This is a genomic window from Microbulbifer marinus (genome assembly GCF_900107725.1).
Lineage (GTDB): Bacteria > Pseudomonadota > Gammaproteobacteria > Pseudomonadales > Cellvibrionaceae > Microbulbifer > Microbulbifer marinus.
Window position 1 is genome coordinate 597,116 of the sequence record NZ_FNQO01000002.1, and the last position, 26,637, is coordinate 623,752.

The window sequence follows — 26,637 nt, forward strand, 5'->3', positions numbered from 1 at the left end:
AAACTGGTTACACGGCTTTCTTGCGGGTCAGCAAGCCGCGCTTCTTCAACTGGATCAGCAGCAGTGACACGGCGGCCGGGGTGACACCGGGAATCCGCGATGCGCGCGCCAGCGTGTCCGGGCGGGTATCGCCGAGCTTCTGCTTCACCTCGCTGGAGAGGCCGGAAACTTCGCTGTAGTCGAAGTCCGCCGGGATCGGCGTGTCCTCGTAGGCCTGCAGGCGCTCGATCTCTTCGCGCTGGCGATCGATATAGCCGGCGTACTTGGCGGAGATCTCCACCTGTTCAGCCACCTGCTCGTCCTGAACCGGCTCGCCTTTCAGCGACGCCACATCGGCGTAACCCAGCTCCGGTCGGCGCAGCAGGTCCATCAGGCTGTATTCGCGTGCCAGCGGTTGCGGCAACTTCACTTCGACGGCGGCAGCCTGCGGCGTCTGCGGGTGCACCCAGGTATCGCGCAAGCGCTGCTCCTCGCGGGCGATGGCTTCGCGCTTGTCGCTGAACGCGGCCCAGCGCGCGTCGTCGACCAGGCCGAGCTCTCGGCCCTTTTCGGTCAGGCGCAGATCCGCGTTGTCCTCGCGCAGCAACAGCCGGTACTCGGCGCGGCTGGTGAACATGCGGTAGGGCTCTTTGGTGCCGCTGGTGATCAGGTCGTCCACCAGCACACCGAGATAGGCCTCGTCGCGGCGCGGCGACCAGTGCTCTTTGCCCTGAGCCTGCAGCGCGGCATTGGCGCCGGCCAGCAGGCCCTGGGCGGCCGCCTCTTCGTAGCCGGTGGTGCCGTTGATCTGGCCAGCGAAGTAGAGGCCCTGAATAAACTTGGTTTGCAGAGACGGCAGCAGGTCGCGCGGATCGAAAAAGTCGTACTCGATGGCGTAACCCGGGCGGGTAATGTGCGCCTTCTCGAACCCCTTGATCGAGTGCACCAGCTCAATCTGCACGTCGAAGGGCAGGCTGGTGGAGATGCCATTGGGGTAGAGCTCGTTGGTCGTCAGGCCCTCGGGCTCGATAAAGATCTGGTGGCTGTCCTTGTCGGCGAAACGGTGCACCTTGTCCTCGATGGACGGGCAGTAGCGCGGACCAATGCCCTCGATGACACCGGAGTACATCGGCGAACGGTCCAGGCCGCCGCGGATAACGTCGTGGGTGCGGCTATTGGTGTGGGTGATCCAGCAGCAGACCTGGCGCGGGTGCTGGTCGCGGTTGCCGAGATAGGACATCACCGGGGTGGGGCTGTCGCCCCACTGCTCCTCGAGACCGGAGAAGTCGACCGAGCGCGCATCGATACGCGGCGGCGTGCCGGTTTTCAGGCGCTCGACGCGGAAGGGCAGCTCGCGCAGCCGCTCCGCCAGTGCAATTGACGGCGGGTCCCCGGCGCGGCCGCCGGAGTGGCTGTCGAGGCCGATATGGATACGCCCACCGAGGAAGGTACCCGCGGTGATAACCACCGTCTTGGCGCGAAAGCGCACGCCTGCATTGGTGACGACACCGACGACGCGCTCACCCTCGACGATCAGGTCGTCCGCAGCCTGCTGAAAGATCTCCAGGTTTTGCTGGCGCTCAAGAATCGAACGGATCGCCGCCCGGTACAGGGCGCGGTCCGCCTGGACGCGAGTCGCCCGCACCGCGGGGCCCTTGCGGGCGTTCAGTACACGGAACTGGATGCCGCCCAGATCGGTGGCCTCGGCCATGGCGCCACCGAGGGCATCCACTTCCTTGACCAGGTGACTCTTGCCGATGCCGCCGATGGCCGGATTGCAGGACATCTGCCCCAGCGTCTCGATGTTGTGCGTCAGCAGCAGTGTGGTCGCCCCCATACGCGCAGCCGCCAGCGAGGCCTCGGTGCCGGCATGGCCGCCGCCGATCACTATCACGTCGTATGTCTTGGGGAAATCCATAGCCACAGTCACAGGGTGTAAAAAAGGGCGCACATTTTATAGGCAGTTGGTGCAATACAGCAATTGGTGCCGCTGGGTATTTGCCTTCTGGAACTATAAGGCGAGTAGCCCCTTCCCGCCCGATCAAGAATTGACCAGAGGGTTGCCGGTTCTCTTTTAATGATTAATTAACTTATACATTTCTTGTATAGGTAGGGTTTTGTATTAGTTGTTTTTATTAGGGCCGGCGATTTCTTGTATAACCTGAAAAAATGTTTATAAATCATTAGCTTAGGTGGTCTTCCAGGCTGCTGATAACCGCTTGGCCGAAGGCGGAGTAAGCGCGGTACGCGGCTGTGGACGGACGGGATAACTTTGCCCGGTTTGCGGTGGCGACGAAGTTATGCCCGCCCTGGTAGGCAGGGTTTGTCGCTGTTACCCCCGACTTTGCCCACAGCCAGTAGCGGTTCGTCGATCTCGGCCGGTTTTCTGCTGAATAGCTTGGGGGTTATCTGTGTACAAGCGTGCAATCTGGATAAGTCTGTGTATAGATGTGCGCAACTTTTGTGGTTTTAGCGTGTTTTGGCCGGTATTCGGTACGGCGCGCGCCGGCCCTGTGGATGTTTGCCGGTGGCCGGCGGGAGTGGGAAGCGGGGATGCGCAGGTGAGGTGGCGGGAACCAAATGGCGCCCCCGGTATCGCAGAATCAGTTAGGCGGGCTTTTAACGGTACTTGCCGCGTCGCGAACGCTGGAGGTGTTGTCGTGCTGAATATGAATTTTGCCGAGCGCGTGGTGGTGGATACCGCGAGTATGCCCTGGCAGCCGAGTCCGATGGCGGGCGTGGAGCGTAAGCCACTGGCCCGCGAGGACGCCGAATCCGGTCACGCAACCAGCATTGTGCGTTACGCCGCCGGGGCGCGATTTGCTGCGCACAGGCACCCCGGCGGTGAAGAGATTTTCGTATTGGACGGTGTGTTTTCCGATGAGTCCGGTGATTACCCGGCCGGGACTTATATCCGCAATCCGCCGGACAGCTCGCATGCCCCCTATAGCGAGCCGGGCTGTACGCTGTTCGTGAAACTGCACCAGTTTTCCCCGGGAGATACGGAAACCGTGCGCATCAATACGCATGAGGCGCCGTGGTTGCCCGGGCAGGGCGGGCTGCAGGTGATGCCGCTGCACAGCTTTGAGGGGGAGCACACGGCGCTGGTGAAGTGGCCGAAGGGGGAGCGGTTTACCCCGCACAGCCACTTCGGCGGTGAGGAAATCCTGGTGTTGTCCGGGACCTTTATGGACGAGTACGGTGAATACCCGCCCGGTTGCTGGCTGCGCAGCCCTCACCTGAGTCGCCATCACCCATTCGTGAAGGACGAAACCGTGATCCTGGTGAAGACCGGGCACCTGCCACTGGCTGGGCCGGACGAGGCAGCCTGAGCATCCGCGGTATGGCGGAAACTTCGGCGGTCACTTGCCGATACAGAAGCTGCCGAAGATTTTGCCCAGTAACTCGTCGGCGCTGACGGCACCGGTAATCTCCCCCAGAGCGTGCTGGGCCAGGCGCAGGTCCTCCGCCAGCAATTCGCCGGCGCCGCTGGCATGTAGCTGGCTGGCGCCCTGCTCGATAAAGGCCTTCGCGCGCGCCAAGGCTTCCAGGTGACGGCGGCGGGCGCTGAAATTGCCCTCGGCGGCGCCGCTGTACCCCATGCACTGTTTCAGGTGCTCTTTCAGAGATTCCAGCCCGGAGCCGGTCCTGGCACTGATGGCGATGACCGGCACGCCGTCGGTATGGGCCTGCAGGCCGGCGCTGTAGTCAGTGAGATCGATCTTGTTCAGCACCAGCGTCAGTTTTTCCGCATCCGGCAGCTGGGCGGTGAACTCCGGCCACACCGCCTCCGGGTCTAGGGTGTGTGCCTGTTCGGCGTCGACGACCAGCAGCACCCGGTCCGCGTGGCGGATTTCTTCCCAGGCGCGTTCGATGCCGATCTGTTCCACACGGTCGGGCGCGTCGCGCAATCCGGCGGTATCGGCAAACTGCAGCGGCATGCCGTCAATATCGATATATTCGCGCAATATGTCCCGGGTGGTACCGGCGATATCGGTGACGATGGCCGCATCGCGGCCGGCCAGCGCGTTCAACAAACTGGACTTGCCGGCATTCGGGCGACCGGCGATGGCGACCCGCATGCCCTCGCGCATGATGCTGCCCTGGCGCGCCTGGGTTTCTACGGCGGTCAGCTGTGCCTGCAGTGCCGCCAGATCCGCCGAAACCTTGCCGTCGGCGAGAAAATCGATTTCTTCTTCAGGAAAGTCGATCGATGCTTCGACGTAGATGCGCAAATGCGTCAGATTCTCGACTAAATCTTCGATTTTTTCGGAAAATACACCCTGCAGGGAGCGCATCGCGTTGCGCGCTGCCTGGGTGCTGCCGGCCTCGATCAGGTCGGCAATCGCCTCTGCCTGGGCCAGATCGATCTTGTCGTTCAGGAATGCGCGCTCGGAAAACTCCCCCGGGCGGGCTTGGCGTGCACCTAGCTCAATCGTTGCGTGCAACAGCTGATCGAGAAGCACCGGGCCGCCGTGTCCCTGCAGTTCCACCACATCCTCACCGGTAAAGGAATTGGGGCCGGGGAAGAACAGCGCGATGCCCTGGTCGATCAGCTGCTCGCCGCGGGTGAAATTGCGGTAGTGGGCGTAGCGCGGTTTTAGTTCGCGCGCGCCACAGATGCCGTGGGCAATTTCCAGGGCGCGGGGCCCGGACAGACGGATGACACCGATGCCACCGCGACCGGGTGCGGTGGCGACGGCGGCGATGGTGTCGCGGTTGATGCTTTGCTGGCTCATGGGCAGAGTTTACTCGACAGAATGCAAAGGGGCCGCAAAAGCGGCCCCTCGGTATGCGTGTAACTTGTGTGCGGGTGTCAGACCTTGCCGGCCTCCACCTGCTTGTTGATATACCAAGTCTGCGCAATGGTGATCAGGTTGTTGGCAATCCAGTACAGCACCAGGCCGGCCGGGAACCACAGGAAGAAGAACGTCATCATGACCGGCATCAACTGCATGATGCGCGCCTGGGTCGGATCGGTCGGCTGCGGGTTCAGTTTCTGCATGAACCACATCGAGGCACCCATCAGTACCGGCAGGATAAAGTAGGGGTCCTTGGCCGACAGATCGTGAATCCACAGGATCCAGGGGGCGTGACGCAGCTCGACGGTCTCGGTCAGCATCCAGTAGAGGGCGATAAATACCGGCATCTGCAGCAGAATCGGCAGGCAGCCCCCCATCGGGTTGATCTTCTCCCGGCGGTAGAGCTTCATTGTCTCTTCCGCCAGCTTCTGGCGATTGTCCTTGTACTGCTCCTGCAGCTTCTTCATCTGCGGCGCAAACTTGCGCATGCGCGCCATCGACTTGGTGCCGGCTGCAGACAGCGGGAACAGCAGCGCCTTGATGAACACGGTCAGCAGGATGATGGCCCAACCCCAGTTGCTGATGATGTGTTCCTGGATGAAATGCAGCACGCGGAACAGCGGCTTGGCGATCCACCAGAGCCAGCCGTAATCGACGGTCAGATCCAGGTAAGGGGAGATTTCTTCGAGGCGGTACACATCCTTGGGCCCGGCGTAGAAGGCGGCGCTCAACTCACCCTGGGTGCCGGCGGCGATTTGAACCTGTGGCGATGTGAAGCCCATGCGGAACAGACCGTTGGACAGCTGGCGCAGCTCGAAGGTGTTGCGCGCATCCTGCGTCGGAATCCACGCGCTCAGGAAGTAGTGCTGCACCATCGCCACCCAGCCGCCTTCGATGGTTTCGCGGGTGGGCTTTTCGGCAATCTCTTCAAAGTCCTGCTTGAAGTAGTTTTCCTCGCTGGTGTGCAGCGCCGCGCCGAGGAAAGGTGACATGCCGATACCGGTGTCCGCCGGCGGTTCGCGATCATCGCGCTTGATCTGGCCGAACAGGGCGGCGGACCAGGGCTTGTCGCTTGTGTTGTCGACCAGGTAGGAGACCTCGACTAGATAGTCGCCGCGGTTGAAGGTGAAGCGCTTGGTGATGTTGGCGCCGGGCTGCTTCAGGGTCAGGTCGACTACCAGTGCATCTTTGCCTTCGCTGAGGGCGTACTGGGTTTTGGCCGCGTTGAACAGCGGGCGGCCGGCGGCGCTATCGGTGCCGTTTGCACCAATCAGGCCGCTCTGGGCGATATAGGTGTGATCGCGGGTCTGGTTCAGCAGAATCAGCGGGCGGTCTGGGGTGTGCAGCTCTTCTTCGTACTGGCGCAGTGCGACCTTGACGATGTCGCCACCGCGGGGGTCGATCAGCAGTTCAAACGCATCGGTGGTGACGCGCACCAGCTCGCGCTGGCCGGTCTGCTCCGTATCTGTGCTGGCGCCGGCCGGGGGCTGCAGTTGCGGTACGTCGCTGTCGCCGGTCTCCTTTTTCGGGGCGGTCACTGCGCCCTGGCTGTCACTGCGCACCACGGTTTCCCGATCAACCGCCGGCGTGTGCTGCTCTTTGAATTCATTCCACTGAAAAATCAGTGCCAGAACGACTGCGGCGATTCCACCAAGCAGCGTGTAGCGTTGCCAATCCATCTTGTTACCTAGAAAGAGTGTTCTTTTGTCGAGCGGGGGGAACCGGATCCATGCCGCCGGGATGCCAAGGGTGGCATTTTATAAGGCGGCGCCCGGTTAAATAACCCCCTTTGAGGAATCCATGGGTTTTTAATGCCTCTTCCGCATAATGCGAACAGGTCGGGTAGAAACGGCACTGGTTGCCGACCCAGGGACTGGCCACGTAGCGGTACAGGTGGATCAGTTTGATGGCCAGCCAGTTCATCGCGTCTGTTTCGCCGTATGCGTTGATTGCTGGGCGCGATTGGCCAGTTTGCGCCACAACTTGTTCATCAGTTTCGCCAGCGCCGCCTTGTCCAGGTCGGCAACACCGGGGCGTGCGAGCAGTACGGCATCCACGGCCGGCAGTTCGTGCTGGCGCAGCCGAAAGGTTTCGCGGGCAATACGCTTGATGCGGTTGCGATCGCTGGCGTTGCGGACGTGTTTCTTGGCGATGACGAGACCCAGGCGCGGGTGGCCGAGATCGTTATGGCGGGCGAGAATCAGGAGGTTGGGATGCGCGGCGCGTATCTGGTTGTCATTGAAGACTGCACGATACTGCGCCGCGTTAAGCAGACGCAGCGGCTTGGCAAATCCGAAGTCGCTGCGCTCCTGTTGCATATAGAAGAAGATACCCCCGGTTAGGGGACAATCTTATGCAGACAGGACTTTGCGACCTTTGGCGCGGCGACGGGCCAGGATCTTACGGCCGTTCTTGGTTGCCATGCGGGCGCGGAAGCCGTGAGTGCGCTTGCGCTTCAAGTTGCTGGGTTGAAATGTGCGTTTCATTGTCTTGCTACCTGAGACTATGTATTCGGAAATTCGAGGGCTATTCCCTTGCGGGGTGGCCCGGCCGCGGCCTGGGCTCCGATACCGGTACTGGTCCGGCGCAGACGGAGCAATGCACTGCGAAGGCGGCGGATTGTATAGAAAGGCACCAGTGAAATCAACGAGCCGGGCGGTTAAATTTGCCGCGCGGTGAAGGTTTTTCAGGGTAATTTTAGCTGCCGTCCTTCCAAGTGGTTGAGGGAGCAGCGCTATTCGGGACTGCCCACCGATTGATACCAAGATATACACAGACTGCTGTGGATAAGTGTGAGCGGCAAGTGCGGCAGCACTGGTTAATAAGTGTGCAACCCTTTGATTGTTGGGGAGTTTTTGCCCGGTTTTTTTCAGTAATGGCTCTGTTTTCTGTGGATAACCCGGCGGCGCAAAGGTATACTTCCCCGATCTTATTGACGGCACCAGCACTCATCTGTGCTGCTGATTTCGCCGTCCATTTCCGGATTTTAATTATTGGGGTTTTGGGGGTTTTCTTGTCTGAATCCGTTTGGAAGCAGTGTGCCAGCTGTTTGCAGGACGAGCTGCCATCACAGCAGTTCAACACCTGGATCCGGCCGCTGCGGGTCAGTCCGGCGAGTGCCGACGGGGAATTGCGTCTACTGGCGCCGAACCGCTTTGTGCTGGACTGGGTGGGAGACAAGTTTCTCAACCGCATCCGCGAACTGGTGCAGCAATATGCTGCAGAACGGCCGCTGCAGGTGGTGCTCGACATTACCGAGCGGCGCCCGGCGCGCTTTCAGCGCAATCGTGCAGCGAGCGAGGTAACGCAACCCGCCGCCAGCCCGCAACCCGCGGCGCGCAATAGCTTCGGTGGTGCCGCCGCCGCCCATCCGGTGGCGGCCGAAGAGGCGAAGGCCGAGCAGATGACCAGTGGCGAGTTGGCGCTGACCGACTTGCGCTCGCCGCCGTCGCCGCGTCCCGCGGTGGAGCCGGCGCGCAACGTCGAGGTCGAAGGCGCGATAAAGCATGGCAGCTCCCTCAATAGCAATTTCACCTTTAAGTCGTTTGTCGAGGGTAAGTCCAACCAGTTGGGGCTTGCCGCGGCACAGCAGATCGCCGACAACCCCGGCGGCGCCTATAACCCACTCTTTATATATGGCGGTGTCGGCCTCGGTAAGACGCACTTGATGCACGCGGTCGGCAACGCGCTGCTGGAGCGCAACCCGAACGCGAAAGTGGTTTATTTGCATTCCGAGCGCTTTGTCGCCGATATGGTCAAGGCACTGCAGCTGAATGCGATCAGTGACTTCAAGCGCTACTACCGCTCGGTGGATGCGCTGCTGATCGACGATATCCAGTTTTTCGCCGGCAAAGAGCGCTCCCAGGAGGAGTTCTTCCACACCTTTAATGCGCTGCTCGAAGGCGGACAACAGATCATCCTCACCTGCGACCGCTATCCGAAGGAGATCGACGGTCTCGAAGAGCGCCTGAAGTCGCGTTTCGGCTGGGGTCTGACGGTGGCGGTGGAGCCGCCGGAGCTGGAGACGCGCGTAGCCATATTAATGAAGAAGGCCGAACAGGTCGGAGTCGAGTTGCCGCACGACTCCGCCTTCTTTATCGCGCAGCGTATCCGTTCCAATGTGCGTGAGCTCGAGGGCGCGCTGCGCCGGGTTATCGCGAACGCGCAGTTTACCGGCCGCCCGATCGACGATCTGCTGGTGCGCGAGGCGTTGAAAGACCTGCTGGCGCTGCAGGATCGCCTCGTCAGCGTGGATAATATCCAGCGGGTAGTGGCGGAGTATTACAAAATCAAGGTTGCGGACCTGCTCTCCAAGCGCCGCAGCCGCTCGGTGGCGCGGCCGCGACAGGTAGCCATGTCGCTGGCCAAGGAGCTGACCAATCACAGTCTGCCGGAAATCGGCGACGCATTTGGCGGGCGCGATCACACCACCGTGCTACATGCCTGTCGTAAAATTCGCGAATTGCAGGAGTCTGATGCGGATATCCGTGAGGACGTGAAGCTGTTGACGCGATCGCTGACCACCTAATCGAATAATGGACAATACAAGGCGAAACAACCGATGAAATTCAATGTAAGCCGGGACGCCCTCCTGAAGCCGCTGCAGCTGGTTGCTGGCGTGGTCGAAAAACGCCAGACGCTGCCGGTGCTGGCCAATGTATTGATGCAGTTGCAGGGGCAGGAGCTGTCTCTGACCGGTACGGATCTGGAAGTCGAGATCGTCGGTCGCCTGCCGGTCGACGGCGTCGAAATGGAAGGTGAGGTCACGGTACCGGCGCGCAAGCTGCTGGATATCTGCCGTTCGCTGCCGGACGGTGCCGAACTGAAATTCGAGCGCGACGGTGAGCGCCTGATACTGCGCAGTGGTCGCAGCCGTTTCCAGTTGTCCACGCTGCCGGCGGCGGACTTCCCGAACCAGGAGGAGACCAGCGCGCAGACCCGTTTTGCCATTTCCCAGCGCGAGATCCGCCGCCTGATCGAAGCCACCAGCTTTGCGATGGCACAGCAGGATGTGCGCTACTACCTGAACGGCCTGTTGCTGGAGTGTCGCCCGCAGCAGCTGCGTGCGGTCGCGACGGACGGCCACCGGCTGGCACTGTGCGATCGCGACGCCCCGGGCCTGAATGTCGAGGCGCCGATTCAGGCGATAGTGCCGCGCAAGGGCGTGCTCGAACTCGGACGCCTGCTGGACGATACCGATGCTCAGGCGGAAGTGGTGCTCGGCAACAACCATATCCGCGTAAATAGCGGCCCGTTCACGTTTACCTCCAAGCTGGTGGATGGCAAGTTCCCGGACTATGAGCGCGTATTGCCGCGCGCCACCGGCAATGAGATTTACGCCGATCGGCAGGCTCTGCGCCAGGCGTTTTCCCGCGCGGCGATCCTGTCGAACGAGAAGTATCGCGGCGTGCGGCTGCAGGTGTCCGAAGGGCTGCTGCAGATTGTCGCCAACAACCCGGAGCAGGAAGAGGCGGAAGAGCAGCTGGTGGTCGACTATGTCGGTGAACCGCTGGAAATCGGCTTTAACGTTTCCTACCTGCTGGACGTGACCGGCGCAATTCACAGTGAGCAGATCCGTATCGGTCTGGCGGATGCGAACAGCAGTGCGCTGTTGCAGCAGCCGGAAGAGGGGGATGCCGTCTACGTGATTATGCCGATGCGGTTGTGATCTCCATCTGTGCTGATCGTTAACGTCTGCAGAAGAACCGCCATATTTTCGGATATGGCGGTCTTTTTATATGGGGTGCGCGAGTCGTTGAGCGCCAATGCCGTTACGGAGTCTCTTTCGTGGCAGTGACTCGGCTTGCACTCCGTCATTTCCGTAATATCACCGCCGCCGACCTGTCCCTCTGCGCCGGTGCCAACCTGTTCTGTGGCCCCAATGGCAGTGGCAAAACGTCATTGCTCGAGTCGGTGCATATGCTGGCGACCGGCCGTTCTTTCCGCTCGCGACAGCATAAGTCGGTGATTCAGGAGGGTGCGGATGGGCTGACCGTGTTCGCGCAGCTGGATAGCGGCTACAGCCTCGGCATCGAGCGCCTGGTGGACGGCGGTGGGCGTATCCGGATCAATCAGGCACCGGCCGAGTCCAGCTCGCAGCTGGCGAGCTGCCTTCCGCTGCAGGTGATCAATAGCGAGAGCTTTTCAGCGCTTGACGGTGGTCCCGGTGTGCGCAGGCGGCTGTTGGACTGGACAGTGTTCCACGTGGAACATTCTTTTGCGCAGGCGTGGAAAAACTATCAAATCGCGTTGCGACAGCGAAATGCGCTGTTGCGACGTGGTAAAATCGACGCAGGTTTACTGTCTGTGTGGGAGCAGCGGCTCGTCGAGAGCGGTGTGCGAGTAGATAGTTTGCGCCGTGAACTCTTTAAGGGCCTTCGGTCTGCGCTGCTGTCATTGACGGCGGAGCTGCCTGGCTCGCCGGTGGCGCGCGTCGAGCTGTCCTACCGCAAAGGGTGGCGCAAGGAGCTGGGGCTTCTCGAGGCGCTGCAGGAATCCCGTGACGGCGATATCGCCCAAGGCCATACACGAGTGGGGCCCCACCGAGCCGACTTGAGGTTCACCATCGGCGGTGAGGCAGCGCAGAACATTCTGTCCCGCGGGCAGCAGAAGATGCTCGTCTGCGCACTGCGCACGGCGATGGCGGAACTGGTCTGCAATCACCGTGGGCGACCGGTCTTCCTGGTGGACGACCTGCCCGCGGAACTGGACGAATCAAACCAGCAGCTGTTTGCCCATTGGGTCAGCCGCTGTGCCAGCCAGGTGCTGGTGACTGGAATTGAGGTGGAGGCCACCAGCCGGCCGTGGCTGCAGCTGTCTTCACCATGGAATAACCCGAGAGTGTTCCACGTGGAACATGGGTGTATCAGCGCCGAGTCATCGGCCGCACAATAAGTTGAATGGAGCGAATAAATGTCAGAGCAGCAAAGCTATGACTCCAGCAGTATCAAGGTACTAAAGGGCCTGGATGCGGTGCGCAAGCGCCCCGGTATGTATATCGGCGACACCGATGACGGTACCGGCCTCCACCATATGGTGTTCGAGGTGGTGGATAACTCCATCGATGAGGCGTTGGCGGGCCATTGCGACGAGATTCGCGTGACCATTCACCCCGACGAATCGGTCTCTGTGTCCGACAACGGACGCGGTATTCCGACCGAGATGCACTCGGAAGAGGGGGTGTCCGCCGCCGAAGTGATTATGACCGTGCTCCACGCCGGCGGTAAGTTCGACGACAATACCTACAAGGTATCCGGCGGCCTGCACGGTGTGGGTGTGTCGGTGGTCAACGCGCTATCCGAAGAGCTGAAACTGACGATTCGTCGCGGCGGCAAGGTGCACGAGCAGGTCTATCGACACGGCGTGCCGCAGGCGCCGCTGGCCGCGATCGGCGATACCGATAGCACCGGCACCACCGTGCACTTCAAGCCGTCGGCCGATACCTTCACCAATATCGAGTTTCACTTCGACCAGCTGGCCAAGCGTCTGCGCGAGCTGTCCTTCCTGAACTCGGGCGTGCGTATCGTGCTAAAAGACGAGCGCTCTGGTAAGGAGGAGGTCTACGAGTACGAGGGCGGCCTCAAGGCTTTTGTCGAGTTCCTGAACCAGAACAAGACACCGATCAACAAGGTACTGCACTTCCAGAACCAGCGTGACGACGGCATCGCCGTAGAAGTCGCCCTGCAGTGGAATGACAGCTTCCAGGAAAATATCTACTGCTACACCAACAACATCCCCCAGCGCGATGGCGGCACCCATCTGGCAGGTTTCCGCGCCGCGCTGACCCGCGGCCTGAATAACTACATCGAAAAAGAGGGCGTCGGCAAAAAGGACAAGGTCAACACCACCGGCGATGATGCCCGCGAGGGACTGACGGCGATTATCTCGGTCAAGGTGCCGGACCCGAAATTCTCCTCCCAGACCAAGGACAAGCTGGTGTCTTCCGAGGTGAAGCCTGCGGTGGAGCAGGAGATGGGCCACTCTTTCAACGACTACCTGCTGGAAAACCCGCAGGAAGCCAAGGCGGTGGTCGGCAAGATGATCGACGCCGCACGCGCCCGTGAAGCGGCCCGTAAGGCGCGGGAAATGACCCGCCGCAAAGGCGCCCTGGATATCGCCGGCCTGCCCGGCAAGCTGGCGGACTGCCAACAGAAGGATCCGGCGCTGTCAGAACTCTACCTGGTGGAGGGCGACTCCGCCGGCGGCTCCGCCAAGCAGGGCCGCGACCGCCGCACCCAGGCCATTCTGCCGCTGAAGGGCAAGATCCTGAACGTAGAGAAGGCGCGCTTCGACAAGATGCTGTCCAGTGCCGAAGTGGGCACGTTGATCACCGCGCTGGGCTGCGGTATCGGCAAAAGCGAGTTCGACCCGGACAAGCTGCGCTACCACCACATCATTATCATGACCGACGCCGATGTGGACGGCGCGCATATCCGTACCCTGCTGCTGACCTTCTTCTTCCGCCAGATGCCGGAGTTGATCGAACGCGGCCACATCTATATTGCCCAGCCGCCGCTGTACAAGATCAGCAAGGGAAAGCAGGAGCAATACCTGAAAGACGAGGCGGCGCTAACTCAGTTCCTGACCAATGCCGCACTCGAGGGTGCCAGCCTGTTCGTGAATCCAGAGGCGCCGGGCCTGTCCGGGAAATCCCTGGAAAGCCTGGTGGCCGAATACCGCGCGGTACTGGCCACGATCGATCGGCTGTCGCGCCTCTACCCTGAAGAAGTGCTGCGCAGCATGATCTATCTGCCGAGCCTGAGCCAGGAAGACCTGCAATCCAGGGACAAAGTTGAGTCTTGGTGTGCTGCGCTGCAGGAGAGGCTCGCGGAGGAAGGCAACGGTGGCGGTCGCCGCCACCAGGTGAGCGTGTACGAGAACACCGAACGCGGCCTCTACCTGCCCCAGATCCATGTGGTTGCCCACGGTGTCGGCAGCGATTATCAGGTCAGCCATGAATTCTTCGAATCCGCTGAGTACGGCGCCATCTGCAAACTGGGCGAGAAGATGGTAGGGCTGCTGGAAGAGGGCGCCTATATACAGCGCGGTGAAAAACAGCAGCCGGTCGGCAGCTTCCCCGAGGCGCTGGAATGGCTGATGAACGAGAGTCGTCGTGGCTACGGCGTGCAGCGCTACAAGGGGCTGGGCGAGATGAACCCGGAGCAGCTGTGGGAAACAACGATGAACCCGGAAAGCCGCCGCATGTTGCAAGTGACCGTCGAGGATGCGATCGCCGCAGACCAGATCTTTACTACCCTGATGGGCGATCAGGTGGAGCCGCGGCGCGACTTTATCGAAACCAATGCGCTGGCCGTGGAGAACCTGGACGTCTAAGGTTCTTCACCGCCTCGCGCAAAAACAAAAACGGCCGCTATGTAGCGGCCGTTTTTGTATCGGAATCGATAGGAGAAAAAGTTATTTCTCCAGCAGCAGCCCGCACTCACGGTGCTCCTCGCCCTTGGTCGGATCGAAATAGATATCGTTGTCCGGCAACTCGTGCTCATAGACGTACTCTTCTACGTCTATCTCCCGCAGATGGAACATCGGCGCTACCCGGATGGTGCCGTGGTTGCCGGTCGTGAAGATATCCAGATTCTTGCGGTGGGCATTCTGATCGTGGCGAATACCGTTCAGCCACACGTCCGGTTTCAATTCCTGCATCGCTCGGTTAAATGGTTCCAGCTTCACCGTGCGGGAAAAGAAGTCGTGCTCCGGGGTATCCAGCGGCGGAATACCACCGTAGACGGCGTTGTAATGGGCGGCGGACATCTTCGGCGAGAAGGTGCGCAGGTTGAGATCGAGCTCCTTCACCACTCGCTCGATATGCCGGTAGGTCTCCGGCGTGTTATAGCCGTGATCTACCCAGATTACCGGGATGTCTGGCTTGGCGCGGGTTACCAGGTGCAGAAAGGCAACGGCCAGCGGGCGAAAATTGGTGAACACCACCGGATTCTCCGCATGCTCCATCGTGAACTGCATGATCTCGCTCGGCTTGGCGTCTCGGAAGCGCTGGTTAAGCGACTCAAGGTCGGCACCGTGATGAAAGGTGCGCGCCGGGTAGGAGCGGATGGCATTGGAAGTGGCGTTAAGTCCCATAAAAACTCAAAGTCGTCGATCTCTAGGGTGAAAAGCATGCTACTCCGTTGCGCCGCGGCTTAGAAACAATAAAAAGAAGTGAATCAATAAGATCCAGTTATAAGGCACCAAATGAATCGATACTGACCTACGCCCATACGTCGCCCGGTACTTCTTACTCTTTGGCGCCGGGGCAGCACATCAATAGTTGTACCTGCCCGGTTCCCGCATCCGTGCGCCGTTCCACTTCGACAAAACCGTGTTGCTGCAGGAAATACCGCGCGCCCAGGTTCTCCTGCAGCACTTCCACCTGCAGCTGTGGACGCCCCCGCTTGGCGGCAGCGACCAGCGCGCTGCCGACCCCGCGGCCGCTGACCAGCGGGCTGACACAGATGCATTCCAACCGATCGCCGTCGACAACGGTGACAAACCCCTCCACCGGCTGTCCATCGCGCTCGACATAGACAAGACATGCGTCTGCGTGCCGGCAGCCGCGACGAAACATTGCGACGCGCGCACGCCAGTAGTCGTGGGGCAGGGACGGGTGGGCACTGGCGGAGGCGTGTAACCAAAGCTGCTCGAGTCTATCGAATTCTGTGCGGTTGGCAGATCGAATCATAGCTGCACCGTAAGTAAGCACTCGCGCACAATCCTAGTCCGATGAAAAACTGGATCCTAGTTTCGATCCCCTATCTAGGACATGGGCAAATGGAATTACGACGCAGAACTACCCCTCTGGTGGTAAATGGCAGCAAAACGTTAACAAAACTAATGCAGAAATTGAGTTTGATGGTAAAATACAATCATTCTCATTCATATATTCAATTATATAAACGCTAAGCAATATTCCACGGAGGATCCATGAAGCGTTTTTCCCTGTCCCCTCTCGCCATTGCCCTCGCTGCCGCCGTTGTAACTCCGGCCCTCGCCCAAGAGCGGGACACGCGCCTGGAAACCGTTTCGGTCATCGGTGATGCCGATTCCATTACCAAGCTGCCCGGCTCCGCGCATCTGGTCGACGCGGAGGAACTGGCCAAATTTGAATTCGTCGATATCAACCGCATGATCCGCTCCGTGCCCGGCGTCTACATCAAAGAAGAAGACGGCTACGGACTGCGCCCCAACATCGGTATCCGCGGTGCCAGCGGCGGCCGTTCCGAGAAAATCTCTCTGATGGAAGACGGTGTCCTGGTGGCACCGGCCCCCTACTCGGCGCCGGAAGCCTATTACTTCCCGACCGCCGGACGCCTGGACAGCATCGAAGTATTGAAAGGCCCGGGTACACTGAAATACGGTCCCTTCACGGTTGGTGGTGCCGTCAATATGCTCAGCACACCGATTCCCGAAGCGACCGCCGGCGCGGTGCAACTGGAGGCCGGCCAATTTGGCGAGACCCGCCTGCACGGCAACTACGGCGTCAGCACCGATAACACCGGCTGGCTGCTCGAAACCCACCAGCAATACGCCGACGGTTTCCGCGACATCGATCGCGCCGACAGCGCCGATATCGCCAAGGAAGACTATCTGCTCAAGGGCCGCCTGCGCTCCGATGCCAATGCGACCTACCGCCAGCAGCTGGATATCAAGCTGCAGTACTCCGAAGAAGAGTCCGGCATGAGCTACCTGGGCCTGACCGACGCGGACTTCGACAAGGATCCGAACCGTCGCTACGGCATCAGCGCCCTGGATGAAATGCAGAACCGCCACAGTACTGTACAGCTGAACCACACCATTCAGCTGAGCGACGCGTTCGCCATTAACACCCAGGCCTACTACAACAAGTTCAAGCGCGACTGGTTCAAGGTTGGTCTTGGCAGCCTGATCGACGCGGCCAATGCCGGCGACGCCGACGCCCAAGCGGTCCTCGACGGCGACATGGATTACGATTTCGGTATCAAGCACAACAATCGCAAGTACGAAGCACGCGGCCTGCAGGTCAGTGCTGATTGGCAGTTCCAGACCGGAGCCCTGTCCCACGACCTGAGCTTCGGCGTGCGCCGCCACTCGGACGAAGTGGATCGCTACCAGCCCACCGAGAATTACCGCCAAATCAACGGCGAGCTGGTGTTCCAGGACATTAGCCTGCCGAGCTCGAGCAACAACCGCTTCGAAGAAGCCGATGCGACCTCCTTCTTCGCCTACGACGAAATCCAGCTGGCGGAGAAGCTGACCCTGACCGCGGCTCTGCGCTACGAGGACGTCGAGACCGAGCAGAAGCGCTACGACGATGCTGAGCGCACCGTCGGCAATATCACCGCTTCCAACCAGGTGGATGAGTGGCTGCCGGGCCTGGGCCTGGTCTACGACGTCAACGAACAGTGGAGCCTGCTGGCCGGTGTTCACCGCGGCTTCGCCCCTCCCGGCGCCGGTGCCAAAGACGGCCAGGGTCCGGAGCTGTCGACCAACTACGAGTGGGGTGCGCGCTATTACAGCGGCAACCTGAGTGCCGAAGTCATCGCCTTCTTCAGCGACTATGAGAACGCGATCCAGAACTGTTCCGTAGCCGTGCCCTGCGGTGATCTCGAGAGCGGCACAGTCCAGCTGGGCGAAGCCGAGATCAAGGGTCTGGAGGCAGCCTTCGGCAATGAGTGGGTACTCACCAACGGCTGGACCCTGCCGCTGCGTGCCAGCTACACCTACACCGACGCGGAGATCACCAAGGACAGCGATGACGGCGACCTGCTCGCCGGTGACAATCTGGAATACCTGCCGGAAAATGTCTTCGCGCTGTCTGCGGGCCTGGACAGCGGCGCCGCCTGGCGCGTTAACCTGACCGCTGCCTACCAGGACGAGATGTGCGTCAACAGCGAGTGCAACCGCGGCAATACCGATCGCTTCGACTACACCGAGTCGCTATGGGTGCTGGATGCGGCCGCCCACTACGACTTCAGCGAAGATCTGAGCGGTTACCTGAAGGTGGACAACCTGTTTGACGAGCAGGCCATCGTCAACCGCGGACCGGACGGCGCCCGCGCCAACCGCCCGCGTACGGCCACGCTGGGGATGAAGTTCGTCTTCTAAGTAAGGCTGTAACCGCCTACAAAAAAGGCCGCGGCATCCCCCGCGGCCTTTTCTTTTTCTACCCGGTCTATTCAGCGGTACTACCACCGGCCGTCGGACTGGTGCGCGATCGCGCCTCTGTTCACCCGCCCAGGTGCACGAAGTGCGCTTTCAGGTAGCGGGTTTCCGGAATGGCCGGGTGCACCGGATGATCGGCCCCCTGGCCGCCGCTACTCAAGAGAGCGGCCGGGCGCTGCAATTTATGCGCGGCACCGCGCACGCAGTCCAGCAGTTCATCCGCCGCCAGGTGCATCGAGCAGGAAGCACTTACTAACAGACCGTCCGACGCCAGCAGGCGCATCGCCAGCTCGTTGATATGACGATAGGCGGCGAGTCCGGCCTTGTGGTCCTTGCGCCGCTTGATAAACGCCGGCGGGTCCAGCACCACGACCTCAAACTTTTCGCCGTCGGCGACCATGGCCTTCAGCACATCCACCGCCTTGCCGCGCACCGTTTGCAGTTTGTCGCCGAGGCCGTTGTGTTCGGCGTTGGCGCGACACCAGTCCAGTGCCTGCTCCGATGCGTCGACACAGGTGGCGCTGGCCGCGCCGCGGGCCAGCGTCTGCACCCCCCAGCCACCGGCGTAGGAGAATAGGTCGAGTACCCTCCGGCCTTTCACCCATTGGTTCAGCCGCGCGCGATTGTCGCGGTGATCATAGAACCAGCCGGTCTTCTGCCCCGTGTGCACCGGCGCCAGCAGCGGCACGCCGTTTTCCTCGAACGGAGTCATCTCCGGCACATCGCCGAACACCACCTCGTTGACCAGCGGCATCTCCTCGACGGCGCGGCCCTGGTGGTCGTTGCGCAGCAGTATCCCTTTCGGCTGCACCAGTTCGATCAGTGAATCCACCACCTGGCCCTGCAGTTTTTCCATGCCCCAGTTGCTGATCTGTACGACCAGGTAGTCGCCAAACCGGTCGACCACCAGACCCGGCAGGCGGTCGGAATCGCCGTATACCAGCCGGTAGCTTGGGTGCCCGAAATACCGCTCGCGCAGTGCCAGTGCGGCGGCCAGCCGTTCATGCAGCAGCGCCGCATCCAGTTCGCCGGCGCGGGATACGAGCCGTCCGCAGATCAGCTGACCGGGATTCACGAATGCGGTGCCGAGCGGTTTGCCGTGGCTGTCCAGCACCGGGCACTGGCTGCCGGGGTCGATGCCTCTGAGGGGCGAGCGCTTGGTATCGACCTCGTTGCTGTAGATCCACAAGTGACCGCGCTTCAGGCGGCGTTCGGCGCCGCGGTTCAGTATCAGTTCCGCCAAGGGGGCTTCTCCGTTTAGCTATCGGGACAGGGGCGGCAATTGTGCGCGTCGCCGGCCCCAGGTCAAGTTATAGCCGCTCGTCCGCGGCGGCTGGCCGCTGATTGTCTGCGTCCTTTCAAAGCCGCTGCCACACCGTTAGAATTGCCCGCTTTTTAAACAAATCTGCGTTTGCTCGCCGGGAGACTCAATGACCAGCACCACTCCAAAAGTCGGTTTCGTATCCCTCGGCTGCCCCAAGGCCACTGTCGATTCGGAGCGCATCCTGACCCAGTTGCGCACCGAGGGCTACGAGCTGGTGCCTACCTATGAGGACGCCGATGTGGTCGTGGTGAACACCTGCGGCTTTATCGACAGCGCCAAGGCGGAATCCCTGGATGCCATCGGCGAGGCACTGGCCGAGAACGGCCGCGTGATCGTCACCGGTTGCATGGGGGTAGAGGAACAGCATATCCGCGAAGTGCATCCGAGTGTGCTCGCGGTCACCGGTCCGCAGCAGTACGAACAGGTGGTCAACGCCGTGCATGAAGTGGTGCCGCCGCAGCTCGATCACGACCCGTTCGTCGATCTGGTACCGCCGCAGGGCATCAAGCTGACCCCGCGTCACTACGCCTATCTGAAAATTTCCGAGGGCTGCAATCACAGCTGCAGCTTCTGCATCATCCCGAGCATGCGCGGCAAGCTCGCCAGCCGCCCGGTCGGCGACGTACTGAGCGAGGCGGAAAGGCTGGTGAAGTCCGGCGTGCAGGAACTGCTGGTGATATCCCAGGACACCAGCGCCTATGGTGTCGACCTGAAATACAAACTCGATTTCTGGGACGGCCGCCCGGTGAAGACCCGTATGCTGGAACTATGCGAGGCGCTGTCATCGATGGGTGTCTGGGTGCGCCTGCACTATGTGTATCCGTATCCGAACGTGGACGATGTAATTCCACTGATGGCTGCGGGCAAGCTGCTGCCGTACCTGGACATTCCGTTCCAGCACGCCAGCCCGAAAGTGCTCAAGGCGATGAAGCGCCCGGCATTCGAAGACAAGACACTGGCGCGGATCAAGAAGTGGCGCGAGATCTGCCCGGATCTGACGATCCGCTCCACCTTTATCGTTGGCTTCCCCGGTGAGACCGAGGAGGACTTCCAGTACCTGCTCGACTGGCTGACCGAGGCGCAGCTTGACCGTGTCGGCTGCTTCAAATATTCGCCGGTAGACGGCGCGCCGGCCAACGAACTGGAAGGTGCAGTGCCGGAAGAGGTGAAGCAGGAGCGCTGGGAGCGCTTTATGGCCCACCAGCAGAAAATCAGCGCCGCGCGCCTGCAGCGCAAGATAGGTCGCGAGATCGAAGTACTGATCGATGAGGTGGACGAGGAGGGCGCCATCGGTCGCTCCTGGGCCGACGCGCCGGAAATTGATGGCATGGTGTACCTGAATGGCGAACAGTCACTCGCGCCCGGCGACAAGGTCAGCGTACGCGTCACACACGCCGACGAGTACGATCTGTGGGCCGAGCTTATATAGGTCAACTGTGGCTGTAGAAACTCCAGCTTAAAAGTGGCAGCAGATAGCTGCCACTTTTCGTTTGGGCCAATGGGGCAGCGGCGCGCTCGATAGACGGAAAGTACATCTACACTTTCTTCGTGAAGCGGCGATAAATTTCAGATGGAAGGGAGTTTGTCCCATGAAAACAGGGATGTGCAGTTTGCTCGCAGCTGTCTCAATGCTGAGCGGCGCCATTTCCAATGCGACACCCTTCACCGAGTACCGCTCGATCGACGGCACCGGCAATAACCTGGAGCTGCCATTACTCGGCTCAACCAATAGCCCGCTCTTGCGCCGCGTCACGCCGGCTTACAGTGATGGCATCAGTTTGCCGGCCGGAAGTTTGCGCCCGAATCCCAGGGTAATCAGCAATGCCATTTGCCAGCAAATTGCTCCCCAGCTGGACAGCAGCGGGCACACCAGCATGGTGTTTCAGTGGGGGCAATTTCTCGATCACGATCTGTCACTGACGACGACCGGCGAAGAGTCTGTGCCGATCCCGGTGCCACCAGATGACCCGGTATTTACAATCGACTCGTCTATTCGTTTTCACCGCTCCTTGTTTCATCTCGACACCGGTACGCCGACGACGCCGCGGCAACAGATCAACCAGGTGACGGCTTTTATCGATGCATCGCAGGTCTACGGTTCCGACTTGATCCGTGCCACCGCTTTGCGCACGAATGATGGCACTGGCAAGCTGGACACGAGTCGTTTCGACCTGCTGCCCTTTAATACCAGTGGCCTTCCAAACGATGGCGGGCCCGATAGCGATTTTTATCTGGCCGGTGATATTCGGGCCAACGAGCAAGTCGGCCTTACCGCGCTGCACGTGCTGTTCGTGCGCGAACACAACCGGCTTGCTACAGCGCTACATCACCAGGACAAAAGCCTCTCTGGAGATGAAATCTACTATCAGGCACGGGCCATCGTCGGTGCGCAGATGCAGGTGATTACCTACAGGGAATTCCTCCCCGCGGTACTGGGCCCCGATAGCCTTGCTCCCTATGCCGGCTATGTACCGACGACGGACCCCGGTATTGCCAACGCGTTTTCTACAGCCGCCTTCCGGTTTGGACACAGTATGCTGAGCAGTGAACTTTTGCGGCTTAAGTCGAACGGTGAACCAATTCCCGAGGGCAACCTGAGCCTACGCGATGCATTTTTTACCCGCTTTGAACTCAACCCGGAGTCGGGCAAGGGAATCGAGCCCCTGTTGCGTGGGCTGGCTTCTCAGGTGGCCCAGGCTGTAGATACCAAGATCGTGGACGGCGTCAGGAATTTTCTCTTCGGCTCGCCGGATCAGGGGCCATTTGACCTCGCCGCGCTAAACATTCAGCGTGGACGGGATCACGGCTTACCCGGCTATAACGCCATGCGCATCGAACTTGGGCTGGCACCAGCAGCAGATTACGAAGATATCACTAGCGATCCACAAGTGAGCAGCCTGTTACGCCAGGTGTATGGGCCCGGTAATGTCAGCGAGGTGGATCCGTGGATAGGGGGGCTGGCAGAGGACAAACTGCCAGACGCAATGGTGGGCCCACTGTTCCATCTTATTATCCGCGATCAATTCGAACGGCTCAGGGATGGCGACCGTTTCTGGTATCAGGCCGTTTTTAGTGCCGAGATCTTGCAGGAACTGGAAAGTACGACCCTGGCCGATATCATCTGTAGAAACACTCAGATTCTACCGGCCGAGCTGAATGAAAATGTATTCATCAGTAACCCAAATCCATCTACCAGCGCCCCCTAGTCAGGCCTGGTTGATTAGAGGGTCCGTGTGATTCGGCTAGGTCTATGGCCTTGTAATTGGCAATCGCTTTGGCGGCTGTAAGAGTATCCGTTTCTAACCCCGTCCCACTCAATCTGGCAGTTTTTGCTGCAACATTGTCATTTCTGCCAGTGCCACACTGTGAAACACTGTGCGCATGGCAGAACAACATCCCCCATCGTCACGTCCGCTGAAGATTTCCATGGTGATCTACCCGGGTGCGCAGTGCCTGGATGTCACCGGACCTCTGGAGGTCTTTGCGCTGGCTAACCGCCAGTTGCGAGATGACGGTCTCCGTATCGACAACGTCTACGAAATCGAATTGCTGGCCGAAGCCGCCGGCCCGGTGCCCACGTCCTCCGGTATCAAACTGTTTGCCGACAAGCCCTACTGCGATGCCGGTGATATGGACACACTGCTGGTGTGTGGCGGGACTGACGAGGGTGTCAAAGCACAACAGGAAAACGGCGATCTGATTCCCTGGCTCCACTATTGCGCGCCCCGCGTCAGGCGATTGGGATCCATCTGCAACGGTGCACTGATTCTTGCCGGTGCCGGCCTGCTCCATGGCAAGCGCGCCACCACCCACTGGATGGATGTGCCGGCGCTGCAGGCTCTCGGCGACATCGACGTGGACCCGGATGCCATCTATGTGCGCGACGGCCGTATTTACACCTCCGCCGGCATCACCTCCGGTATCGACCTGGCATTGGCACTCGTGGAGGAGGATTGCGGGCGCCGGCTGGCGTTAAAAGTGGCGCGGCGCCTGGTACTCTACCTGAAGCGGGAAGGCGGGCAGACCCAATACAGCGCACACCTGTCGAGCCAGGTGGAGAGCGACCAGTTTGGACAACTGATCGAATGGATTTACCGAAATTTAGCGGCACCGATCACCGTCACCAGGCTCGCTGAAATGGCAGCCATGAGTCCGCGCAACTTCGCCCGCTGCTTTTTACAGGAAACCGGCATGACACCGGCAAAGTTTGTTGAGCGCGCGCGCGTAGAGAAATCTCGACAGCTGCTGTCGGAGCAAAGTTTGCCAATGGAAAAGGTCGCCGTGCAGTGTGGTTTCCAATCGCAGGAACAATTACGAAGAGCATTCCGCCGGCAGATGGGCGTGCTGCCGAGCGACTATCGCAAGCACTTTAATGGATAACAGAACCTTAGAGATAAGTATGCGGCTACATTTTTAACTGTGTCATTACCGCCTTTCGATTCTATCTGCTGGCGCACGGGCCTTGCCGGCACGCGAAATCAGGAACGTGCTCATCGATCTGCGCGATAACGGCGGCCGCGATTCCGGGCCGCGGAAAACCATAAGCGATTTAACAGAAACTAATGAATTTCTATAGAAGTCGGGAGCCTGTTAGGACAAAGAAATCAGGGAGGTTTTCTGTGAGATACCTATTGGTGGAATTGCTTTTTACAGTTTGTTGCAGTGCCACACTGGGCAATGACCAACCGGATACCCGGGCGATTTGGTGGCCGGACAGCATCTTCGGCCGCCTGCTGTCGGCGACGATTGACTAGCACAAGGTGCCGCTGGCGTGGGGGGCTATATCCCCCTCGACGGACACCCAACAGAACAAGCGCATTGATTCAGAAAAACCAACACGGACTTACGATGATAAAAGGAAACCGATTTTTGCTCGCGAGCGCCACCGTGGCAATTTTGCTCGGCTGGCTGTTGTGGCCGGCCTACCAGTTCTTCGCCTATAACAAGGGCTCGCTGCCACTGCCGCCGTTTGGATGGCTGGAACTGCCGCAGGATGCTCCGTCGGTACAGGATCTGGCCGATCCGGCCTACGCTGAGGCCGGCAATGCTTCATTGGCTGCGATCGTAAACCACCGAAAAAAGATTGCGTCGCCGGCGATCTCTGCCGCGGTCGCCGCTTGCGGCAAACTGGCCTGGGCCGGTGCTGCGGGCTGGTCGGATATCGAATCGAAAACACCGGCAACCACGGCGACCCGCTTCCGCATCGGCAGTACCGCCAAGGCGCTGACCGGCACCGGACTGGCACGTATGGTGCAGTCCGGCCGCATGGACCTGGATACAACGATCGATCACTACCTGCAGACGCTGCCCAATCCGGCCTGGGCGCAAATCACACCGCGTCAGCTGGCTTCGCATATGGCGGGCTTGCCGGACTACAAGGAAAACCAGGATTGGTTGGGGCTCTATCACACCCTGGCTTTGCGCGACCACTATGACAATATGTCCGATGCTCTGGACGTATTCGACGATAGCCCGCTGCTGTATACGCCGGGCACGCAGTTCCATTACACCAGCTTCCACACCGTGCTGCTCGGCGCGACCATGGCCGGCGCGGCAAACAAAGAATATCTGCAATTGATGCAGGAGGAAGTATTTGACCCGGCGGGCATGACGGCCACCATCCCGGCGCCGCTCAGTGGGAACTATGCGGACGAAATTGCCACACCCTACAAAAGCAATGGCAAGGACGGTGCCGCACACCGGGTGCGCGAATGGCGCCCGGTGGATCTGAGTCACCGGTTGCCGGGCGGCGGTTTCATTTCCACGCCGTCTGATCTGGTGAGGCTTGGTCGCCGCTATTTAGACGACAGCTATCTCGCTCCGGAAACCCGGGCCACCTTCTGGACTCCGCAGAAACTCGCTAGCGGAGAAATCAATCCACAGCACTACGCGCTCGGCTGGCGCTTCCATGAAAAGGAAATTCCGCAGATCGGTCTGTTGCGCTACGCAAACCACGGTGGCGTATCCCGTGGTGGTCAGAGCTGGCTGATGGTATTGCCGGACTACGAAATGGCCGTTGCGGTGAATATCAATCGCAAGACCGAGGTCTTCTGGGACTTCGGCAGTGTGTCCATGGATATTGCCGCCGCCTTTATTCGTGCTCGTGCCGCAACTGATTGCGGCGCAGGTTAAGAGGCCCGGGACCGATTTATTGTCGAGATCTGTATATCGATCACACACAGTCCACCGGCAGATTTAGCAATTCCGGTCAGGTATATCCGCTCTCCACGCGCTAGGCTTAGGGAGGTTTAGGAGACACTTAATTTGAATAGGGTGGATTCGGATAAATACCGGGAAAGATTGCACAGGGTGCTCGACTATATCGATACAAATTTGGAACGAAAGCTCACGTTGGACCAACTCAGCGGTATAGCGGCATTCTTGAAGTATCACTTCCAGCGGCAATTCACTAAGCTGTTTGGAATCAGTCCCCACACCTATATCCGATGGTGCCGATTCAAACGAGCGGCGCACTTGCTGGCCTTTCGCACCGAAAGGCCGGTGACGGAAATCGCACTGAACTGTGGCTACGAAAGTCCCGAGCCTTTTACGCGCGCGTTTAGAAAAAGTGTTGGCCGGTCACCATCGGCATTCAGACAGGCGCCGCGCTGGGATAGCTGGAATTCGCAGCAAAAATTGTTGAGCGCGGTGAACGGCCGGCAGATGAAATCGGAACCAGGCCAGAAGCAGGTCGACATAGTCGAATTCGAGAATACTAAGATCGCAGTACTGACACACCGGGGCGATCCCAAGTTGACGGGAAATGGCCTCAGGAATGCCGCAACAGGAAATCCGTAAAAGCGGCGAGATCGTCAAAAACGGCGGTGTCGGCCAGTTGCGGATCCGGTTCCCGGATCAGTTGTTGCAGCGTCTGCTCGCCCGCGCCGGTCTTCACCAACACCGGCTTGCAGCCTTTTGCCAGTGCCGCCTGCAGGTCCTTCAGCTTGTCGCCGACCATGTAGCTGCCGTGCAGGCTGGTATCGAATTCCGCTTCTATTGCATCGAGCAATCCGGCTTTCGGTTTGCGGCAGCGGCAGTCGTCATCGGGTCCGTGCGGGCAATAAAAGATTGCGGCGATTTCACCGCCGGCATCCTCGACCAGCGCGCGCATTTTCGCATGCATCGCCTCGAGGTCGTCCAGGTCGAAGAGGCCGCGGGCGAGGCCGCTCTGGTTGCTGGCGATCACCAGCTGGTGGCCGGCGCGGCTCAGGTCGGCCATCGCCTCGATGCTGCCGGGCAGCGGGATCCACTCGTCGGCGGATTTGACGTAGCCGTCGGAGTCGTAATTGATGACGCCGTCCCGGTCCAGCACGATGATAGCCATGGAGAGTATTCCGCAGTCAGACAATCGCCGCAGCCGACAGGGCCGGCTGCGGCGCG

At 60.1% G+C, this 26,637-nt stretch carries 21 protein-coding genes; 11 read left to right on the forward strand and 10 right to left on the reverse strand.

The window, feature by feature from the left end; translation table 11 throughout:
* Window positions 1-7: 7 nt before the first annotated feature.
* Window positions 8-1,897, reverse strand: a complete 1,890-nt coding sequence (gene mnmG / locus BLW36_RS10575) for a tRNA uridine-5-carboxymethylaminomethyl(34) synthesis enzyme MnmG (protein WP_091388038.1) — start codon at window positions 1,895-1,897, stop codon at window positions 8-10.
* Between the two features lie 751 nt (window positions 1,898-2,648).
* On the opposite strand from mnmG, the gene BLW36_RS10580 reads away from it, so the two are divergent.
* The gene (locus BLW36_RS10580; RefSeq protein WP_211567194.1) at window positions 2,649-3,311 is read left to right on the forward strand and encodes a cupin domain-containing protein; all 663 of its coding nucleotides are present in this window, start codon (window positions 2,649-2,651) and stop codon (window positions 3,309-3,311) included.
* A 30-nt stretch (window positions 3,312-3,341) separates the two neighbouring features.
* Here the strand turns inward: BLW36_RS10580 and mnmE are convergent, their stop codons facing one another.
* From mnmE to rpmH, 5 genes are all read right to left on the reverse strand, one after another.
* Window positions 3,342-4,718 carry a tRNA uridine-5-carboxymethylaminomethyl(34) synthesis GTPase MnmE gene (gene mnmE / locus BLW36_RS10585; protein ID WP_091388042.1) on the reverse strand — a complete coding sequence of 459 codons (1,377 nt, stop codon included), beginning with the start codon at window positions 4,716-4,718 and terminating at the stop codon, window positions 3,342-3,344.
* 77 nt (window positions 4,719-4,795) lie between these two features.
* Entirely contained in the window at window positions 4,796-6,460 is a 1,665-nt protein-coding gene (gene yidC / locus BLW36_RS10590; RefSeq protein ID WP_091388044.1) for a membrane protein insertase YidC, read from the reverse strand.
* A 4-nt stretch (window positions 6,461-6,464) separates the two neighbouring features.
* Window positions 6,465-6,704 carry a membrane protein insertion efficiency factor YidD gene (gene yidD / locus BLW36_RS10595; protein ID WP_091388046.1) on the reverse strand — a complete coding sequence of 80 codons (240 nt, stop codon included), beginning with the start codon at window positions 6,702-6,704 and terminating at the stop codon, window positions 6,465-6,467.
* Window positions 6,701-7,099, reverse strand: a complete 399-nt coding sequence (gene rnpA, locus BLW36_RS10600; protein ID WP_091388048.1) for a ribonuclease P protein component — start codon at window positions 7,097-7,099, stop codon at window positions 6,701-6,703. The genes yidD and rnpA overlap by 4 nt, the downstream gene beginning before the upstream one ends.
* Window positions 7,100-7,132: 33 nt before the next feature.
* Complete coding sequence (rpmH, locus tag BLW36_RS10605) at window positions 7,133-7,267, reverse strand: 50S ribosomal protein L34 (protein WP_020413885.1); 135 nt, start codon at window positions 7,265-7,267, stop codon at window positions 7,133-7,135.
* 527 nt (window positions 7,268-7,794) lie between these two features.
* On the opposite strand from rpmH, the gene dnaA reads away from it, so the two are divergent.
* From dnaA to gyrB, 4 genes are all read left to right on the forward strand, one after another.
* Entirely contained in the window at window positions 7,795-9,309 is a 1,515-nt protein-coding gene (gene dnaA / locus BLW36_RS10610; protein ID WP_091388050.1) for a chromosomal replication initiator protein DnaA, read from the forward strand.
* A gap of 33 nt (window positions 9,310-9,342) precedes the next feature.
* The gene (gene dnaN, locus BLW36_RS10615; RefSeq protein ID WP_091388053.1) at window positions 9,343-10,449 is read left to right on the forward strand and encodes a DNA polymerase III subunit beta; all 1,107 of its coding nucleotides are present in this window, start codon (window positions 9,343-9,345) and stop codon (window positions 10,447-10,449) included.
* 119 nt (window positions 10,450-10,568) lie between these two features.
* A complete protein-coding gene (gene recF, locus BLW36_RS10620; protein WP_091388055.1) occupies window positions 10,569-11,675 on the forward strand; it encodes a DNA replication/repair protein RecF in 1,107 nt (368 codons plus the stop codon).
* Between the two features lie 18 nt (window positions 11,676-11,693).
* Window positions 11,694-14,114, forward strand: coding sequence for a DNA topoisomerase (ATP-hydrolyzing) subunit B (gene gyrB / locus BLW36_RS10625; RefSeq protein ID WP_091388056.1), 2,421 nt, complete (start codon window positions 11,694-11,696; stop codon window positions 14,112-14,114).
* 81 nt (window positions 14,115-14,195) lie between these two features.
* On the opposite strand, the gene BLW36_RS10630 is transcribed toward gyrB, so the two are convergent.
* Window positions 14,196-14,876: a phosphoadenosine phosphosulfate reductase domain-containing protein gene (locus tag BLW36_RS10630; RefSeq protein WP_091388057.1), complete on the reverse strand. Its 681-nt coding sequence runs from the start codon at window positions 14,874-14,876 to the stop codon at window positions 14,196-14,198.
* 154 nt (window positions 14,877-15,030) lie between these two features.
* Entirely contained in the window at window positions 15,031-15,474 is a 444-nt protein-coding gene (locus BLW36_RS10635; RefSeq protein WP_091388059.1) for a GNAT family N-acetyltransferase, read from the reverse strand.
* A 242-nt stretch (window positions 15,475-15,716) separates the two neighbouring features.
* Here BLW36_RS10635 and BLW36_RS10640 point away from each other — a divergent pair, with 242 nt between their 5' ends.
* Window positions 15,717-17,876, forward strand: a complete 2,160-nt coding sequence (locus tag BLW36_RS10640) for a TonB-dependent receptor family protein (RefSeq protein WP_091388061.1) — start codon at window positions 15,717-15,719, stop codon at window positions 17,874-17,876.
* A gap of 121 nt (window positions 17,877-17,997) precedes the next feature.
* Here BLW36_RS10640 and BLW36_RS10645 read toward each other — a convergent pair whose 3' ends face one another.
* Complete coding sequence (locus tag BLW36_RS10645) at window positions 17,998-19,176, reverse strand: class I SAM-dependent rRNA methyltransferase (RefSeq protein WP_091388062.1); 1,179 nt, start codon at window positions 19,174-19,176, stop codon at window positions 17,998-18,000.
* Between the two features lie 187 nt (window positions 19,177-19,363).
* Between BLW36_RS10645 and rimO the strand changes: the two genes are divergently transcribed.
* The 5 genes from rimO to BLW36_RS10670 all read left to right on the forward strand — a co-directional run bounded on the left by rimO (window position 19,364) and on the right by BLW36_RS10670 (window position 26,055).
* The gene (rimO, locus tag BLW36_RS10650; protein ID WP_091388064.1) at window positions 19,364-20,686 is read left to right on the forward strand and encodes a 30S ribosomal protein S12 methylthiotransferase RimO; all 1,323 of its coding nucleotides are present in this window, start codon (window positions 19,364-19,366) and stop codon (window positions 20,684-20,686) included.
* Between the two features lie 160 nt (window positions 20,687-20,846).
* Entirely contained in the window at window positions 20,847-22,463 is a 1,617-nt protein-coding gene (locus BLW36_RS10655; RefSeq protein WP_091388066.1) for a peroxidase family protein, read from the forward strand.
* Between the two features lie 175 nt (window positions 22,464-22,638).
* Window positions 22,639-23,637, forward strand: a complete 999-nt coding sequence (locus BLW36_RS10660) for a GlxA family transcriptional regulator (protein WP_091388069.1) — start codon at window positions 22,639-22,641, stop codon at window positions 23,635-23,637.
* Between the two features lie 489 nt (window positions 23,638-24,126).
* Entirely contained in the window at window positions 24,127-25,389 is a 1,263-nt protein-coding gene (locus tag BLW36_RS10665) for a serine hydrolase domain-containing protein (RefSeq protein ID WP_170833186.1), read from the forward strand.
* Window positions 25,390-25,566: 177 nt separating this feature from the next.
* Window positions 25,567-26,055 carry a helix-turn-helix domain-containing protein gene (locus tag BLW36_RS10670; RefSeq protein WP_170833187.1) on the forward strand — a complete coding sequence of 163 codons (489 nt, stop codon included), beginning with the start codon at window positions 25,567-25,569 and terminating at the stop codon, window positions 26,053-26,055.
* Here the strand turns inward: BLW36_RS10670 and gmhB are convergent.
* A complete protein-coding gene (gene gmhB, locus BLW36_RS10675) occupies window positions 26,027-26,581 on the reverse strand; it encodes a D-glycero-beta-D-manno-heptose 1,7-bisphosphate 7-phosphatase (protein WP_091388075.1) in 555 nt (184 codons plus the stop codon). The two genes, BLW36_RS10670 and gmhB, sit on opposite strands and share 29 nt — an antisense overlap.
* Window positions 26,582-26,637 lie beyond the last annotated feature (56 nt).